This window comes from Niveispirillum fermenti (assembly GCF_052474395.1).
Genome location: NZ_CP156681.1, coordinates 1,696,054 through 1,711,520 on the forward strand (window position 1 = coordinate 1,696,054; position 15,467 = coordinate 1,711,520).

Genomic DNA, 15,467 nt, shown 5'->3' on the forward strand with positions numbered 1-15,467 from the left:
CATGAGTGCCAGCGCCCAGGTGAAGCGCGTCAGCGTGCCCGACATCGCGGCCCGCAAGGGGCAGGAACCCGTCGTCATCCTGACTGCCTACAGCGTTTCCATGGCCCGCCTGCTGGACCCGCACTGTGATTGCCTGCTGGTCGGCGACAGTCTGGGCATGGTGCTTTACGGGCTGGACAGTACACTGCCCGTCACCCTGGACATGATGATCAATCATGGTGCCGCCGTGGTGCGCGGATCGTCCAGGGCCTGTGTCATCGTCGACCTGCCCTGGGCCAGCTATCAGGAAAGCCCTCAGCAGGCCTTCCGCAACGCCGCCCGCGTGCTGGCGGAAACGGGTGCGCAGGCCGTGAAGCTGGAAGGCGGGGAAGAGATGGCGGAAACCGTCGATTTCCTGGTCCGGCGCGGCATTCCCGTCATGGGGCATGTCGGCCTGACGCCGCAGGCCGTCAACGCGCTGGGCGGTTACCGGGCCCGCGGCCGGTCTGACGCCGAACAGCAGAAGATTCTGGGAGATGCCCGCGCCGTGGCGGAGGCAGGTGCCTTCTCCGTCGTCGTGGAAGGGGTGGTGGAGCCGCTGGCCCGCACCATCACGGAGAATGTGCCGGCCATCACCATCGGCATCGGCGCCAGCCCTGCCTGTGACGGTCAGGTCCTGGTGTCCGACGACATGCTGGGCCTGTTCGGCGGCTTTACGCCCAAATTCGTGAAACGCTATGCCGAGCTGGGGGATCAGATATCCAGTGCCGCCGCCGAATATGCGGCAGAGGTGCGGTCGCGCGCCTTTCCGGGCCCCGCCCATCTGTTCGGTGTGAAAAAGGGCTGATCCGTCCCCCTCCGGCTGTCCTACCGGTCGGGGGACAGAAGGGTGCCCGCCTGGTCCCGATCCCCGGTCGCCAGGCGGGGGTTGACGGGCACGGGGCCATTTCCCCGCAGATAGTCCAGCGGCGTCAGCCCTTCATCATCCCGCGCGCCGGGATCGGCACCGGCGGCCAGCAAGGCCCGGATGACAGGCAGGCCGGCATTGGCGGCGGCATAATGCAGCGCCGTGCGCTTCCCATGCCGGGGGGCGTCATAGGGGCCGGTTTCGGCCGTCGCGGCATCCACCCGCGCGCCCTGGTCCAGCAGCCACGCCACCGATGCCGGCTGGTCGGCCTGCGCCGCGGCCATCAGCGGCGTCTTGCCGAAGCCGTTGGGCATGTCCGGACCGTTCCCGGACACCATGTCGGGCAGCAGATCGGGTCGCCGGGCAGCGGCCAGATGGGACAGCGGGTCGATCCCGGCCCAACGCGCGCAGCGGGCGAACGCATCATCCGGCCTGTCCGTATTACCGGCTTCCATGGCGGCGCGGACGGCATCCGCCGGCGCATCATCCAGCAACAGGGTGCGCGCATGGCCGGACGGCACCCCAGCCTCCCCGCAATCGCCACCCCATACGACCGCGAACAGGGCGTTGCGCGCCAGCTGTTCGGCTTCCTGCCCGTGGGCCGGCCGGTAATACGCGGTCAGTGCCGCCCTTGCGGCCGCGTAGGATGGCTGTATCCGGCCGATGAAAGCCCGATGGTTGGCGGGTGACAGATAGGCCCAGACCGCATAGGGCCCGCCATTGCCGGGCGGGGCCGGCGGCAGCCCCGCCGGGTCCAGCCGTGCCTGTTCCAGAAGGGCCGCCTGCCGGCCGCCCAGCGCGAACCGTAATGTGCCCCCATGGGTGCCCAGAAAATCGCCGTCCGCCAGCCGCCCGGCTTCCATGAAAGCCGTCATGGCGGCGTCGGGAAAGCCGGTGACCGTACCCCGGTTCCAATCGCATCCCGACCGGGGCAGGAAATTGTCACGGTTGCCGGCGAACTGCGGCTGCGTGGCGGCCAGCAGGCCGGGCCGTCGCGCCAGCACCGCGCAGGGGATGGCATAAAAGGCGGAATGGCTGTTCACCGCCCCCGTGCTGGACAGCAGCCGCACCAGCGGCAGCAGGCTTTCATCCGTGCCGTCATAGGGCAGGGGCGGGCCCAGCACGTCCAGCATGTAATCATCGGTGCGCCCGTCTGGCAGAGTGGCCAGATCGTGGGCCAGTGCCGCGATTTCCTGCCGGCCATCCGGGCGGAAGGCATGCAGGTACAGCAGCAGGTCCAGCCGGGCCAGCGGGGTGCCGGCGCCGCGCATCGCCGCCTCTGCCGCCGCCGGGTCCCGGTCCATGCCGGCGATGGCGCGGTCATAGGCGTCGCCGCCGACCCCATCTCCGGTCCCGCCACCGGCCAGAATGGTCACGGCCAGCAGAAGCAAACCCGAGGCCAGCAAGGATCGAAGCAGGGACATGGGGCCTCTCCCGTGTGCCGCAAACGGGCCGGACCCTATCATGATGCCAACCATGCGGAAACCGAAACACCCCGTCTTGACATCCGCCGCCTGCCGCCGCACCCTCCGCCCTGTCCAAGGGGAACCCCGGCAAGGGGCTGAGACACCGCATGGACCGCCGACAGGCGGCACCGGCGCGGGAACCCTTCGAACCTGATCCGGGTCGTACCGGCGTAGGGATGGAAGCATAGGGGCCCCGTACCGCCCCACACGTGCCGCCGCGTTCCGTGCGCAAACCCGGATCTCCAGCCAACGGAGGTCCAGATGCCAGATACCACCATTACCGATCCCGAATTCCGCGTCACGACCGGCCCGCTGCCCGCGTCGCGCAAGGTGCATGTGGCGGGAGAACGCTTCCCCGACATCCGCGTCGCCATGCGGGAGATCGACCTTTCGCCCAGCGCCGATGAGCCGGCCGTGCGGGTCTATGACCCGTCCGGCCCTTATACCGACCCGGGGGTGCGGACCGATATCCGGCGGGGGCTGGCCGAATTGCGCCGGTCCTGGATCAAGGCGCGCGGCGATGTGGAAGCCTATGACGGCCGGGACGTGAAGCCGGAGGATAATGGGCTGAAGGACGGCCAGGAAAGCCCCGTCCCCCTGTTCGACCGCGCATCCCGCCGGCCGCTGCGCGCTAGGCCGGGGGCCAACGTGTCCCAGCTTCATTATGCCCGCAAGGGCATCGTCACGCCCGAGATGGAATATGTCGCCATCCGCGAAAATCTGGGCCGGCAGCATCTGGCCGGACAGGCCGCCCGCGACGGGGAGGATTTCGGGGCATCCATCCCCGATCACGTGACCCCGGAATTCGTGCGGGACGAGATTGCGCGCGGTCGTGCCATCATCCCCAACAACATCAACCATCCGGAAACGGAGCCGATGATCATCGGCCGGAACTTCCTGGTGAAGATCAACGCCAATATCGGCAATTCGGCGGTCACCTCCAGCGTGGCGGACGAGGTGGACAAGCTGGTCTGGGCCACCCGCTGGGGGGCCGACACGGTGATGGACCTGTCCACGGGCCGCAACATCCACACGATCCGCGAATGGATCATCCGCAATTCGCCGGTGCCCATCGGCACGGTGCCCATCTATCAGGCGCTGGAGAAGGTGGGCGGCAAGGCGGAGGACCTGACCTGGGACCTGTTCCGCGACACGCTGATCGAACAGGCCGAACAGGGCGTGGATTATTTCACCATCCATGCCGGGGTGCGGCTGGCCCATATCCCGCTGACGGCCAGGCGCGTGACGGGCATTGTCAGCCGCGGCGGCTCCATCATGGCCAAATGGTGCCTGGCCCATCACAAGGAGAACTTCCTCTACACCCATTTTGAGGAAATCTGCGAGATCATGAAGGCCTATGACATCGCCTTCTCGCTGGGCGACGGCCTGCGGCCCGGCAGCATCGCCGATGCCAATGACGCCGCCCAGTTCGCGGAACTGGACACGCTGGGCGAACTGACCCAGATCGCCTGGAAGCATGATGTGCAGGTGATGATCGAAGGGCCGGGCCATGTGCCCATGCACAAGATCAAGGCCAATATGGACAAGCAGTTGAAGGTCTGCGGCGAGGCACCCTTCTACACGCTGGGGCCGCTGACCACCGACATCGCACCCGGCTACGACCACATCACCAGCGGCATCGGGGCGGCCATGATCGGCTGGTTCGGTACCTCCATGCTCTGCTATGTCACGCCCAAGGAACATCTGGGCCTGCCCGACCGCGACGATGTGAAGGTGGGCGTCATCACCTACAAGCTGGCCGCCCATGCCGCCGACCTGGCAAAGGGCCATCCCGGCGCGCAGGAACGTGACGATGCGCTCTCCCGCGCCCGGTTCGAATTCCGCTGGCGCGACCAGTTCAACCTGTCGCTGGACCCGGAGACGGCGGAGAAATACCACGACCAGACCCTGCCGGCGGAAGGCGCCAAGCTGGCGCATTTCTGCTCCATGTGCGGGCCGAAATTCTGCTCCATGAAGATCACACAGGAAGTGCGCGACTATGCGGCGGCGCAGGAGGGGATGGCCGCCATGTCTGCGGCATTCAAGGAAAAGGGCGGGCAGGTCTACCTGTCGGACAGGCCGGTGCCGGACGATCATCATTGAAACAAAAGGCCCCCGTCCGGTGTTCGGACGGGGGCCTTTCCTCTGGCTGATCGGGCCGGAGATGCCGTCAGGCGCGGGCCAGACGGTCCATCTCCTCCTTCACGCGCAATTTCTCCATTTTCAGGCGGGTCAGGGTCGTTGTATCCGGCAGGGGGCGGCGAGCTTCCAACCGCACCTCCCGATCCAGGGTTTCGTGCTTGACGCGCAGGGCTTCAACACGCTCGGGGAACAACATACGGCCTTCTCCTTCTGTAACGATGGAACAATGGACGTGTCTGATTGTTGGAACCTGAAACGCGGACGGCCTTTCCGATCCGTATGGCTGATGGACGATCCTGACATGGTTTTGTCATCCGTCCGTCTATGCATATGGATAGGGTGGTCGGTTTTTTCGAGGGTCGTCTAGCCACCCTGGACGAAAACCATCGGGGGCGCTACATCACCTCCATGGCAGATATCCTCCCACAGCCGGCCGGTTCCTCCGGTCCTGACCAGTACCCGGCCGCCACACCGGCCCGACGGATGATCGTCGGGATCAGCGGGGCGTCGGGCATTGTTTACGGCATACGCCTGCTTTCCACGTTACGCCGGCTTGGCATCGAATCCCACCTTGTTCTGAGCAGGTCTGCGGAAGTGACCTGTGCGCATGAGTCGGGGCTGAAGGTTGCCGACATCAGGGCGCTGGCCGATGTGAACTATTCCATCACCGATATCGGGGCCGCCATCTCGTCGGGCAGCTTCAGGACCATGGGCATGATCGTGGCCCCCTGCTCGGTGCGCTCCCTGTCGGAGATCGCGTCAGGCGTCACCAGCACCCTGCTGACCCGCGCGGCCGACGTGGTGCTGAAGGAACGGCGGCGGCTGGTGCTGATGCTGCGGGAGACGCCGCTGCATCTGGGCCATATCCGGTCCATGGCTGCCGTGACGGAAATGGGGGCCATCGTCTACCCGCCGGTGCCGGCCTTCTATGCCCGGCCTGCCAGCATCGAGGAAATGGTGGATCACACGATCGGCCGCGTCCTTGACCTGTTTGATCTGGATACGGGCCGTGTGCGGCGATGGGGAGAAGCGGGAGGCACCTGACCGGATGGATAGGGAACATCCCGTGTGGCTGCACTGTTGATTGAATAACGGCGTCAAATGCGCCGGATCGAACAACAACAGACGAGCAGAGCCATGTCCACCAAGCTGCTGAACCGTTTCGCCCTGGTCACCTTCCTGGCCGCCGCCCCCCTGGCGCTGGCCGCCTGCGACAACAAGGGTCCTGCCGAGCGGGCCGGCGAGAAGATCGATGATGCGGCCGAGCGGGCCGGCGATCAGTTGGAAGATGCCGGCGACAAGATCGAGGATCGCCTGGACCGCGCGCGGGATTGACCGCCAGCCCGGCTGATCGACCACAGCGTCAAGGCTGCCGGGTGACAAGTCACGGCGGGGGTGCGGGGCTTGGGCTCCCGCACCCCCGCCGTCCACGCATCCGAGCCGTTGGCAGACGGGTGGCAGACGGATGGCAGGCGGGCGCCGGTTCCTGTCATACCAAGGCGGGTTGAGTGGAACTCATCGCATCTTGGTTGGCGCATCGCATCTTGGTTGGCGCATTGAGCGCCCGCGCGCCCATGCGCGCGCAAGCCCAGCCGCCGGATGGCGGCGCCCGGCGCATGCGGGGTGCATTGATCAGGACCAAAGGATCTGATCAATGCAGATACATATCAGACCTCCCTGTCAGGCCGATGAGTGCTATCCGATCCCCAGCTTGCGCCGCACGTCGTAATCGCCGCGGCCCTTGGACCATTTCTCGATGAAGCTGGTCAGTTCGGCATCGGGCTTGTCGGGCAGCATGACGACCAGCTTCACGTATTGGTCGCCCGTCACCTTGCGGTCGGGATTGGGGATGCCCTTGCCCTTCAGGCGCAGGATGGTGCCGCTGTTGGCACCGGCCGGGACCTTCACGGCCACCTGCCCGTCCAGCGTCGGCACTTTGATGGCGGCCCCCAATATCGCCTCGGGCAGGGTGACCGGCACCTCAATATGGATGTCGTCATCCTTGCGCGTGAACAGCGGATGGTTGTCGACCTGCACCTCGACGATGGCATCACCGGCCCCCGCACCACCGAGCCCGGGCAGCCCCTGGCCCTTCAGCCGCAGCCGTGTCTGGTCGCGTGTGCCGGGCGGAATGTTGACATCGATGGTCTTGCCCGTGGAAAGGGTCAGCCGCCGCTTGGCGCCCAGGCAAGCATCGGCGAAGCTGACCGACACCGAATAGCTGACATCGGCGCCCTTGGCCTTCACACCGGAACCCCCGCCCGCGGAATAGCGGCGGCGGGTGGCCCCGAAGATGTCATTAAAGAATTCATCGGCGAAGGGATCGTCGCCCCCCGCATCCCCGCCGGCGCGGCCCTTGGCCCCGGCCCCGCTGCGGCCCGCACCGCCCGGGCCCTGCCAGGGACCGCGGCGGAAACCGTGGCCTGCCCGCTCGTTGCCGGCTGCGTCGATTTCGCCCTTGTCGAAGCGCGCGCGCTTGTCGGCGTCTGACAGCAGGCTATAGGCCGCGTTGACTTCCTTGAATTTCTGTTCGATGTCGGCCCGACCCGGATTGAGATCGGGATGGTACTGCTTGGCCAGCCGGCGGAACGCCTGCTTGATATCGTCGGCGGAGGCGCTTCGCATCACGCCAAGGACCAGGTAGGGATCGCGCATGGTCACCAGAGAAGCAACGGGGAAGGCAACAGGGGGAAATCCTGCCGCATCCTACGCCCCGGCTTGGGCGGGTCAAGCGTGCCCGACAGGAAGGGGGTGGCGCATGCGTATAAAAACCCCGCCGGATGGGGTGACCCGGCGGGGGTTGAGGCGGGGTTGGCGTCAGCTCACGATCTTCCAGCTGCCGTCCGGCTGCTGGCAGGCGCGGCCGAAAGCCTGCTCGCTGCGGCCGCCGACAATGATCGTCTGCTGGTATTCGCGGCAATAGGCGCCGGTTTCGGCCTGGCGGCCTTCCTGGGTCGGCGTCACGATGACGCGGTTATTGTTGTTGGGGTTGTCCCAGATGATGGGCTGGTTCAACGGCGCACTGAACGAAGCGTAGGTGTTGCGCTCCAGCGCCTGGCGGTCGGCACGGTCCAGCGAGGCGCCGACCTCCGATCCGATCAGCGCGCCCAGAACGGCACCGGCACCCGTCGCCCAGAGCTTGCCCGAACCGCCACCGATCTGGCTGCCGGCCAAGCCGCCCATCAGGCCACCGATCACGGCGCCGCCGGTCTGCTTGTTGCCGCCCGAGTTCTGGCACCCGGCCAGCAGGGCCACCAGCGCGGTGGCGACGACAATCTTGCGAATCATGTTTCCGAGCCTTTCCAAATCATATCCTTCCCCCATCATTTGCCGCCGGGCTGATCGGCCTGCGGGCGGGTGCCATGCGGGGGAAGCACATGGACAATCGTTCGATGCTCTCTATCCTCCCCATCAATTCGGGCGCAACTATGACGAAGATCAAGCCATGACGCTGGAAGCCGCCACCGATCCTTTTGCGCTGTTCCGTGACTGGTTCGCCGAGGCCGAGGCCACGGAAATCAACGACCCCAACGCCATGGCCGTCGCCACCGTGGGCGCCGATGGCCGCCCCACGGTGCGAATCGTGCTGTTGAAGGCCCTGGATGACCGGGGCTTCACCTTCTACACCAACACGCAGAGCCGCAAGGGCGAGCATCTGGCGGCCAACCAGGTGGCCGGCATCAATTTCCACTGGAAGTCGCTGCGGCGGCAGGTGCGGGTGGATGGGCTGGTGGAGCCCGTTACGGAGGCGGAGGCCGACGCCTATTTCGCCAGCCGGCCCCATGGCAGCCGGATCGGCGCCTGGGCCAGCCAGCAGTCCCGGCCGCTGGACAGCCGCAGCACCCTGGAACAGGCCGTGCGCGATACGCAGGCGCGGTACGCGGATCAGGCCGTGCCGCGCCCGCCGCACTGGTCGGGCTATCGCGTCGTTCCCGACCGGATCGAATTCTGGCAGGATCGGGAATACCGGCTGCATGACCGCATCATCTTCACCCGTTCGGATGGGGGGTGGGACAAGGGCCGGCTTTATCCTTGATCCTGGTCGGGAGGGGGTGGCATGGCGGCGGATGTGGACCGGTATCGGCGGCTGGCCACCTATGCCAGCGTCACCGTCGCCCTGATCCTGATCGCGGCCAAGCTGGCGACCTACATGGCGACGGGCGCGGTGTCGATCCTGTCCTCCCTGATGGACAGCTCGGTGGATCTGCTGGCCTCCGTCGTCACGCTGCTGGGGGTGGCACAGGCCTTGCGGCCGCCGGACAGCACTCACCGGTTCGGGCATGGCAAGGCGGAACCCCTGGCGGCCCTGGCACAGTCGGCCTTCGTGGCCGGGTCCGGTGTGTTCCTGGCCTATGAGGGAGTGGGGCGGCTGGTCGATCCGCGCCCCGTGACGGCGCCGGAACTGGGTATCGCCACGATGGTTTTCGCCATCCTGATGACGGGGGGCCTGCTCATCGTGCAGCGCTGGGTGATCCGTCGCACCGGCTCCATGGCCATTGCGGCCGACAGCATGCATTACAGCGGCGACCTGCTGATGAACAGCGCCGTCATCGCCGCCCTGGCGCTGACGGCGTGGAGCGGCTGGCCCTATTGGGACCCGATTTTCGCCCTGTCCATCGCCGCCTTCCTTGTCTGGGGAGCCAGCCGCATCCTGCGTGCCGCGCTGGGCGTGCTGATGGATCGCGAATTGCCGGAAGCGGACCGGGACCGGGTGACCACCGTGGTCAAGGCCCATATCCAGGCGCGCGGCATCCATGACCTGCGCACGCGCTCCACTGGCATCGGCCAGCATATAGAGTTCCACCTGGAACTGGACCCGCACCTGACCCTGGCCGAGGCGCACGACATTACCGATGAGATCGAGCGGGAATTGCGTGCGGCCTTCCCCAGTGCCGAATTCGCCATCCACCAGGAGCCGGCAGGCCTGGATGACGAGCGGCTGGATCACCGGATAAGGTAACCCCAGGACATCGCCTATCCGTTCAGTCAGGTGGGTTTGCGCACGCCACCCATGACGGAATCGTGACCGGACCTGTGTGCATCGTCACAGGTTCACCGGCACGGACGCATTTATTTTCATGGAACTTCGACGCATTCGATGGAATGTTTCCATCCATTCGTCGGGGGTACGGATGGCGGGGCGACCTGCCCGGCCACAGGGGCATGAAATGGAGTTCAAGGTCAAGTTCTGGGGCGTGCGCGGCACCTTTCCCTGCGCCTATGCCTCCCACCTCGCCTATGGTGGCAATACGAGCTGCATCGAGGTCACGGCCGGCGACCGCACGCTGATCCTGGATGCTGGCACGGGCCTGCGCGGCCTGGGCAAGCGCCTGCTGCGCGATAAAATCCGCAATGCCACGATGCTGCTCAGCCATGCGCATTGGGACCATATCAATGGCTTTCCCTTCTTCGAGACGGGGTATTGGCCGGATTTCTCGCTCGACATCTTCGCCCGTGACCTGACGGGCTGCGAATGTATCGGGGAGGTGCTGACCTCCTGCATGGAAAAGCCGCTGTTTCCCGTACCGCTGACCACCATGCGCGCGCGCATGGCCTTTCAGAATCTGCATGCCGGCGACCAGATCGATTTCGCGCCGGGTCTTGTCATCAAGACGGGCGAACTGAACCACCCCGGCGGGGCCGTGGGTTATCGCATCGAATATGGCGGCCGGGCCTTCTGCTACATCACCGATACCGAACATGTGGCCGGCCAGTTGGATCAGAACATCCTGGCCCTGATCGAAGGGGCCGATGTCGTCGCCTATGATACGACATACACGGAAGAGGAATATGCCACGCGCGTCGGCTGGGGCCATTCCACCTGGAACGAGGGTGTGAAGCTGGTGCGGGAAGCGGGGGCCAAGCGCCTGTGCCTGTTCCACCACGATCCCGACCATGATGACGCCGCCATGGCTGCCATCGAACGCGATGCCCGCCGGGCCTTTGCCGGCGCCTTTGCGGCGCGCGAGGGTGCGGTGCTGGACCTGATGAACCTGCCGGCGGTCGGCGGTGTGGTCGCGGCGGCGTGAACCGGGCGGGGAGGAGTGCCCCCCGCCCGGTTCACGAGCATGATCACGCCTCCCAGCTTTTCGCGGCCTCCACCAACTGGTCCACGGCGGTCGACCAGCCGTCATAGAACCCCATCTCCGCATGGCTGGCTGCGCCCTCGGGCGTCAGGTGCATGGCGCGGGCCGTGTAGCGCGTGCCGCCCAGATGGTCCTCGAAGGTGATGTCGGCCGTAAAGGCGATGAAGCCCGGCGTCACGGGGCGGAAACCCGGCGCCATGGTGTTGGTGAAGACCAGACGCCTGCCTTCTTCGATCAGCAGATAGATGCCGGGATTGTCGGACGCACCGCCATCCGGCCCTTCCATCCGGGTATAGAATTCCCCGCCCGGCCGCAGGTCCATGCGGACTTCCTTGGTCTGCCAGGGGCGCGGGCACCACCATTGCTTCAGATGTTCGGGGCTGGTCCAGGCCTTCCAGACCAGGTGGCGGGGCACATCCAGGATGCGCGTGATGCCCAGGTCGCGGTCGGCCACCAGCACCTGCCGCTCCAGCCGTTCCAGGGTCTGGTGGCCGCCGGCCTCAGCCCCGAACTTGCGTTTTTCCTCCAGCGACTCCACGGTGGGGCAGACCATGGTCAGGGTGACCTTGGTCTTGTCGCTCCCGACCTCCTCCAGCCGGATCGACGCATCGAACAGGCAATGGTCGGGATCGTCGCCGCCATGCTCATATTCCAGCAAGGCCGGTTCCTGCACCGTGCGGTAGCGGATCCAGTTCTCGAAATCCTGGCCCCAGCCATGCATCGTGTAACGCCAGGTGCCCCCCGGCCGCACATCCATCTGATGGACCGTGGTGGAGAAGCCGTTGGGCCCCCAGAACAGGGGAATATGCTTCGGGTCGGTCAGCACCTTCCACACCAGCAGACGCGGTGCGTTCAGGGTGCGGGTGATCACCATGCTGCGATCAGCGGGCGGCGGGTTCATCATCGGTCGCTTGCTCCTGTTTTTTCAAAATCTGCAAATAGGCGTCCAGCCGGTCGAACCGGGCCTCCCATACGGCCCGCTGCCGCGCGATCCATTCGCCGGCGGCATCCATGGCGTGGGGTTCCAGCCGGCAGGTGCGCACACGGCCCACCTTCTCGGTCCGGATCAGGCCGCAATCCTCCAGCAGCCGCAAATGCTGCATCAGGCTGGGCAAGGCCATGGGCAGCGGCTTCGCCAGTTCCCCCACGCTCGCCGGCCCTTCCGCCAGCCTTTCCAGCACGGCCCGGCGCGATGGGTCGGCCAGGGCGTGGAACATGCGGTCGAGATTGACGGGGTTGGATTGAGTGTTAGGCATATACCTAAGTATCAGGGTGGGCGGAGGATCGCAAGAGATAGTTTGTAGAACGCCTAACTATTGGCCCGCGCCCGAAACGCCGGGGCCTATCGCGGCGGCGGTCCGTGACGTCGCGCAGCGTCCGCCTCCAAATTCCCGTGGCTCCGTGTCGCCCGACGTTGTACGCCAGGGAACGTCATTCCTTCCGCGGCGGCGCTCCATGACCCTGCTGATCCTTGCGATTTTCGTGCTGGTGTATCTGGGCATGGCCATCGGCCGGTTTCCCGGCTTGCAGATCGACCGCACCGGCATCGCCTTGCTGGGGGCGGTCATACTGGCGCTTGCCGGGGCCATGCCGGCGGATGCGCTGGGGGCGGCCGTTGATTACCCGACCCTGTTCATATTGCTGGGTCTGATGATTCTGTCCGCGCAGTTCGAACTGGCGGGGTTCTATGGCTGGTGCGCCATCCGGCTGGCGCAGACCGCCCACGGTCCCGTGGCGTTGCTGGCGCTGGTGGTGGCGGTGGGGGGCGGGCTCTCGGCCGTGCTGGCCAATGATGTGGTGGTCTTCGCCATGACGCCGCTGCTCTGCGCGGGGCTGGCGGCGCGGGGGCTGGATGCCCGGCCCTATCTGATCGCGCTGGCGGGGGCGGCGAATGCCGGATCGGCGGCCACCATCATCGGCAATCCGCAGAACATCCTGATCGGGCAACTGGGCCGTCTGGATTTCTGGCCCTTCCTGGCGGCCTGCGGCGTACCGGCGCTGCTGGGCATGGTTTGCGTCTTCGCCACCGTCGCCTGGGTCTGGCGCGGCCGGCTGGAACTGCTCCGCACCGCTCCCCTGCCTCTGGCCCCGCCGGATCTGGACCTGTGGCATCTGAAAAAGGCGCTGCTGGCGACGGTGGCGCTGCTGGTCTTCTTCGCCACACCCCTGCCGCAGGAAGAAGGGGTTCTGGCCGTGGCGGCGGCCATGCTGGTCAGCCGCCGCTTCGCCAGCCGGCGGATGCTGGGGCTGGTCGACTGGCATCTGCTGGTGCTGTTCGCCGCCCTGTTCGTGGTGACGGCGGCGCTGGCCCGCACCGGCTTGCCGGGGGATCTGGTGCAGCGCCTGGCCGATGGCGGATGGCCGCTGGACCGGCTTTCGGTGCTGGCCCCCCTGTCGCTGGTGGCCAGCAACAGCATCGGCAACGTGCCGGCCGTGCTGCTACTGATGCAGGTCTGGCCCAGCCCGCCGGAAGGCGCGCTTTACGCCCTGGCCGTGCTGTCCACATTGTCGGGCAACCTTCTGCTGCTGGGCAGCCTGGCGAACCTCATCGTGGTGGAGCGGGCCGCGGCCAGTGGTGTCAGGCTGGGCTTTGCCGACCATGCCAGGTGCGGCATCCCCATGACGCTGGCCTCGCTGGTGCTGGCCATCGGCTGGCTGTGGTTCATGGGGCATGCCGGCATGTGATGCCGGGACCCTGCAGGGATCAGACGGCCCTTCTCTCCGCCGGCGATGCGGCGGTGTCGATCGTGCGGTCGATGGGGAAGCGGATATGGATGGTGGTGCCCCGGCCCAGCGCCGTCTGGATGACCAGGGTGCCGTCATGCAGCCGCGCCAGCGCGTTGACCAGCGACAGGCCCAGCCCCGATCCGCCATGGCCCTTGGTCAGCCCGCCTTCCAATTGTGTGAAGGGTTCCAGCGCCTTCGGGATCAAGGACGGGTCCATGCCGATGCCCGTGTCGGCGACCGACAAGCATAGCCGGCGGTCGGGTTCCAGCACGGCGATGATGCGCACCTGCCCCCCGGCCTGGGTGAACTTCACGGCATTGCCGACCAGGTTGATCAGGATCTGCCGGACGGCACGTTCATCGGCCAGCAGGGCGGGGATATCGCCCTCCACATCCATGTGCAGCCCCAGGGACCCCGCCTCCGCCAGTGGCAGCATCAGGCGATGCACGCCGCGCACGATGCGGCGCAGGTCCAGCGGCTGCTCGTTCAACTGGAACTTCCCCGCCTCCAGGCGGGAGAAATCCAGCACGTCGTTGACCAGCGCCAGCAGGTGCTTGCCGCCCTCGTGGATATCGCGGGCATGCTCGACATAGCGCTCATCGATCCCGCCATAGGCCTGGTCGGCGATCAGGTGGGAAAAGCCGATGACGGCGTTCAACGGCGTGCGCAATTCATGGCTCATCGTGGCCAGGAACTGCGACTTGGCGATGTTGGAATTCTCCGCCTCAACCTTGGCCCGGCCCAACTCGTCCAGCAGCAGGGAATGGCGCTGGATCTCCTCCGTCACGCGGCCGATGACGCGGTTGTACTGCGCGGCGATCAGTTCGACGTCGGACTGGGGTTCCACATGCACGGGCCGGTCGAACTTGCCCTCCTGACGGTGGCGCTCCATCTCCGCCGCCAGGTCCAGCATGGGGGAGGTGGCGCCATGCTCGGCCACGTTCAAACCCAGCCGCTCGGACTCGATATCGATGCGCAACGGATAGATGCGGTTGATCACGTAAAGCAGCAGGAAGCCGGTGGTGAAGGCGAACGCGCCACAGGCCACGACGCCCAGCGCCTGTACCTGCAACTGCTCCCACCGGGACAGGCCCGTGCCGAACAGGGTGACGTCACCGAACAGGGCCACGGCCAGCGTGCCCCAGATGCCGGCGAACAGATGCACCGGTACGGCACCGACCGCATCATCGATACGCAACCGGTCCAGCAGTGCGGCCCCCGCGATGACGATGACGCCGGCTATGGCGCCGATCAGGGCCGCGGCCGATGTCTCCACAACGATGGCGCAGGCCGTGATGCCGACAAGTCCACCCAGGATACCGTTGAGGAAATGCTCCACCCTTGGCTTCGGCTCCATCAGCACGGACAGGAAATGCCCGGCCAGCCCGCCCGCGCAACCGGCAACGATGGTGTTCAGCAGCACGCCGGGCGCCTTGTCCAGGTCGCCCATCACCGACCCGCCATTGAACCCCAGCCAGCCGAACCAAAGCACCAGGACCCCCGATGCCGCCATGGTCAGGTTGCTGCTGCCCATCGATCGCACGCCCTGGTTATAGCGTCCCGTCCGCGGTCCGATGATCAGCAATGCCGCCAGTGACAGCCAGCCGCCCACCGAATGGACAACGGTTGAACCCGCGAAATCGATGAAGCCCAGGCGTGACAGCCAGCCCTGGCTGTCCATGCCTGCCAGCCCGCCCCAGGCCCAATGCCCGAAAATGGGATAGATCAGGGCCGACAGCAGGGCGGACACAATGATGTAGCTGCCATAACCCATCCGTTCGGCAACGGCGCCGGAAACGATGGTCGTGGCGGTGCCGCAGAACACAAGCTGGAACAACATGAAGACCAGCGGGGTGGCGGGGTCTAGATGATCGGGCATCAGATGTCCGGTGCCGATCAGACCCAGCCAGCTCGGCCCGAACATCACGGCATAGCCGAACAGCCAGAAGACAAAGCCGGCAATGCAGAAATCCATGACGTTCTTGATGGCGACATTGATGGAATTCTTGGCCCGGACGAAGCCGACCTCCAGCAGGCAGAATCCCAATTGCATGGCGAAGACCATGGCGGTCGCCGTCATTACCCATATATGAACGACCGGATCGCTCGTCATCCACGTCCCCGCCGGGCCTTGCCCCCTCCCATCAGGGGGCGGACCGG

Annotated in this window: 15 protein-coding genes and 1 riboswitch; of the genes, 8 read left to right on the forward strand and 7 right to left on the reverse strand. The window is 66.2% G+C overall.

Annotated elements, in window-relative coordinates; translation table 11 throughout:
• Position 1 precedes the first annotated feature (1 nt).
• Positions 2 to 826: a 3-methyl-2-oxobutanoate hydroxymethyltransferase gene (gene panB, locus ABC728_RS19235; RefSeq protein WP_416618450.1), complete on the forward strand. Its 825-nt coding sequence runs from the start codon at positions 2 to 4 to the stop codon at positions 824 to 826.
• A gap of 20 nt (positions 827 to 846) precedes the next feature.
• Here the strand turns inward: panB and ABC728_RS19240 are convergent, their stop codons facing one another.
• Positions 847 to 2,310: an ankyrin repeat domain-containing protein gene (locus tag ABC728_RS19240; protein WP_416618451.1), complete on the reverse strand. Its 1,464-nt coding sequence runs from the start codon at positions 2,308 to 2,310 to the stop codon at positions 847 to 849.
• 107 nt (positions 2,311 to 2,417) lie between these two features.
• A riboswitch (TPP riboswitch) is annotated at positions 2,418 to 2,546 on the forward strand.
• Positions 2,547 to 2,613: 67 nt separating this feature from the next.
• Between ABC728_RS19240 and thiC the strand changes: the two genes are divergently transcribed.
• The gene (gene thiC / locus ABC728_RS19245; protein WP_416618452.1) at positions 2,614 to 4,455 is read left to right on the forward strand and encodes a phosphomethylpyrimidine synthase ThiC; all 1,842 of its coding nucleotides are present in this window, start codon (positions 2,614 to 2,616) and stop codon (positions 4,453 to 4,455) included.
• A 67-nt stretch (positions 4,456 to 4,522) separates the two neighbouring features.
• Here thiC and ABC728_RS19250 read toward each other — a convergent pair whose 3' ends face one another.
• Entirely contained in the window at positions 4,523 to 4,690 is a 168-nt protein-coding gene (locus ABC728_RS19250; RefSeq protein WP_416618453.1) for a YdcH family protein, read from the reverse strand.
• Positions 4,691 to 4,977: 287 nt separating this feature from the next.
• Here ABC728_RS19250 and ABC728_RS19255 point away from each other — a divergent pair, with 287 nt between their 5' ends.
• Together ABC728_RS19255 and ABC728_RS19260 are read left to right on the forward strand one after the other, a co-directional pair.
• Entirely contained in the window at positions 4,978 to 5,538 is a 561-nt protein-coding gene (locus ABC728_RS19255; RefSeq protein ID WP_416618550.1) for a UbiX family flavin prenyltransferase, read from the forward strand.
• Positions 5,539 to 5,631: 93 nt separating this feature from the next.
• The gene (locus ABC728_RS19260; RefSeq protein ID WP_416618454.1) at positions 5,632 to 5,829 is read left to right on the forward strand and encodes a hypothetical protein; all 198 of its coding nucleotides are present in this window, start codon (positions 5,632 to 5,634) and stop codon (positions 5,827 to 5,829) included.
• A gap of 360 nt (positions 5,830 to 6,189) precedes the next feature.
• On the opposite strand, the gene ABC728_RS19265 is transcribed toward ABC728_RS19260, so the two are convergent.
• Entirely contained in the window at positions 6,190 to 7,149 is a 960-nt protein-coding gene (locus tag ABC728_RS19265) for a DnaJ C-terminal domain-containing protein (RefSeq protein WP_416618455.1), read from the reverse strand.
• 162 nt (positions 7,150 to 7,311) lie between these two features.
• The gene (locus ABC728_RS19270; RefSeq protein ID WP_416618456.1) at positions 7,312 to 7,782 is read right to left on the reverse strand and encodes an RT0821/Lpp0805 family surface protein; all 471 of its coding nucleotides are present in this window, start codon (positions 7,780 to 7,782) and stop codon (positions 7,312 to 7,314) included.
• A 157-nt stretch (positions 7,783 to 7,939) separates the two neighbouring features.
• Between ABC728_RS19270 and pdxH the strand changes: the two genes are divergently transcribed.
• The 3 genes from pdxH to ABC728_RS19285 all read left to right on the forward strand — a co-directional run bounded on the left by pdxH (position 7,940) and on the right by ABC728_RS19285 (position 10,523).
• Positions 7,940 to 8,530 carry a pyridoxamine 5'-phosphate oxidase gene (pdxH, locus tag ABC728_RS19275; protein ID WP_416618457.1) on the forward strand — a complete coding sequence of 197 codons (591 nt, stop codon included), beginning with the start codon at positions 7,940 to 7,942 and terminating at the stop codon, positions 8,528 to 8,530.
• A 21-nt stretch (positions 8,531 to 8,551) separates the two neighbouring features.
• On the forward strand, positions 8,552 to 9,454 hold the full coding sequence (locus ABC728_RS19280; RefSeq protein ID WP_416618458.1) for a cation diffusion facilitator family transporter: 903 nt from the start codon (positions 8,552 to 8,554) through the stop codon (positions 9,452 to 9,454).
• Positions 9,455 to 9,662: 208 nt separating this feature from the next.
• Entirely contained in the window at positions 9,663 to 10,523 is an 861-nt protein-coding gene (locus ABC728_RS19285; protein WP_416618459.1) for an MBL fold metallo-hydrolase, read from the forward strand.
• 43 nt (positions 10,524 to 10,566) lie between these two features.
• On the opposite strand, the gene ABC728_RS19290 is transcribed toward ABC728_RS19285, so the two are convergent.
• Both ABC728_RS19290 and ABC728_RS19295 read right to left on the reverse strand, forming a co-directional pair.
• Complete coding sequence (locus tag ABC728_RS19290) at positions 10,567 to 11,484, reverse strand: SRPBCC domain-containing protein (RefSeq protein ID WP_416618460.1); 918 nt, start codon at positions 11,482 to 11,484, stop codon at positions 10,567 to 10,569.
• Positions 11,462 to 11,836: an ArsR/SmtB family transcription factor gene (locus ABC728_RS19295; RefSeq protein ID WP_416618461.1), complete on the reverse strand. Its 375-nt coding sequence runs from the start codon at positions 11,834 to 11,836 to the stop codon at positions 11,462 to 11,464. The genes ABC728_RS19290 and ABC728_RS19295 overlap by 23 nt, the downstream gene beginning before the upstream one ends.
• 199 nt (positions 11,837 to 12,035) lie before the next feature.
• On the opposite strand from ABC728_RS19295, the gene ABC728_RS19300 reads away from it, so the two are divergent.
• Positions 12,036 to 13,265 (forward strand): SLC13 family permease, encoded by a 1,230-nt coding sequence (locus ABC728_RS19300; protein ID WP_416618462.1) that lies wholly within the window; start codon positions 12,036 to 12,038, stop codon positions 13,263 to 13,265.
• Between the two features lie 19 nt (positions 13,266 to 13,284).
• Here the strand turns inward: ABC728_RS19300 and amt are convergent, their stop codons facing one another.
• A complete protein-coding gene (amt, locus tag ABC728_RS19305) occupies positions 13,285 to 15,420 on the reverse strand; it encodes an ammonium transporter (protein WP_416618463.1) in 2,136 nt (711 codons plus the stop codon).
• Positions 15,421 to 15,467 lie beyond the last annotated feature (47 nt).

Bases quoted from the DNA above. Each gene is read 5' to 3' on its own strand.
- panB (WP_416618450.1), top strand. From the start codon at position 2: ATGAGTGCCAGCGCCCAGGTGAAGCGCGTCAGCGTGCCCGACATCGCG.
- ABC728_RS19240 (WP_416618451.1), bottom strand. From the start codon at position 2,310: ATGTCCCTGCTTCGATCCTTGCTGGCCTCGGGTTTGCTTCTGCTGGCC.
- thiC (WP_416618452.1), top strand. From the start codon at position 2,614: ATGCCAGATACCACCATTACCGATCCCGAATTCCGCGTCACGACCGGC.
- ABC728_RS19250 (WP_416618453.1), bottom strand. From the start codon at position 4,690: ATGTTGTTCCCCGAGCGTGTTGAAGCCCTGCGCGTCAAGCACGAAACC.
- ABC728_RS19255 (WP_416618550.1), top strand. From the start codon at position 4,978: ATGATCGTCGGGATCAGCGGGGCGTCGGGCATTGTTTACGGCATACGC.
- ABC728_RS19260 (WP_416618454.1), top strand. From the start codon at position 5,632: ATGTCCACCAAGCTGCTGAACCGTTTCGCCCTGGTCACCTTCCTGGCC.
- ABC728_RS19265 (WP_416618455.1), bottom strand. From the start codon at position 7,149: ATGCGCGATCCCTACCTGGTCCTTGGCGTGATGCGAAGCGCCTCCGCC.
- ABC728_RS19270 (WP_416618456.1), bottom strand. From the start codon at position 7,782: ATGATTCGCAAGATTGTCGTCGCCACCGCGCTGGTGGCCCTGCTGGCC.
- pdxH (WP_416618457.1), top strand. From the start codon at position 7,940: ATGACGCTGGAAGCCGCCACCGATCCTTTTGCGCTGTTCCGTGACTGG.
- ABC728_RS19280 (WP_416618458.1), top strand. From the start codon at position 8,552: ATGGCGGCGGATGTGGACCGGTATCGGCGGCTGGCCACCTATGCCAGC.
- ABC728_RS19285 (WP_416618459.1), top strand. From the start codon at position 9,663: ATGGAGTTCAAGGTCAAGTTCTGGGGCGTGCGCGGCACCTTTCCCTGC.
- ABC728_RS19290 (WP_416618460.1), bottom strand. From the start codon at position 11,484: ATGATGAACCCGCCGCCCGCTGATCGCAGCATGGTGATCACCCGCACC.
- ABC728_RS19295 (WP_416618461.1), bottom strand. From the start codon at position 11,836: ATGCCTAACACTCAATCCAACCCCGTCAATCTCGACCGCATGTTCCAC.
- ABC728_RS19300 (WP_416618462.1), top strand. From the start codon at position 12,036: ATGACCCTGCTGATCCTTGCGATTTTCGTGCTGGTGTATCTGGGCATG.
- amt (WP_416618463.1), bottom strand. From the start codon at position 15,420: ATGACGAGCGATCCGGTCGTTCATATATGGGTAATGACGGCGACCGCC.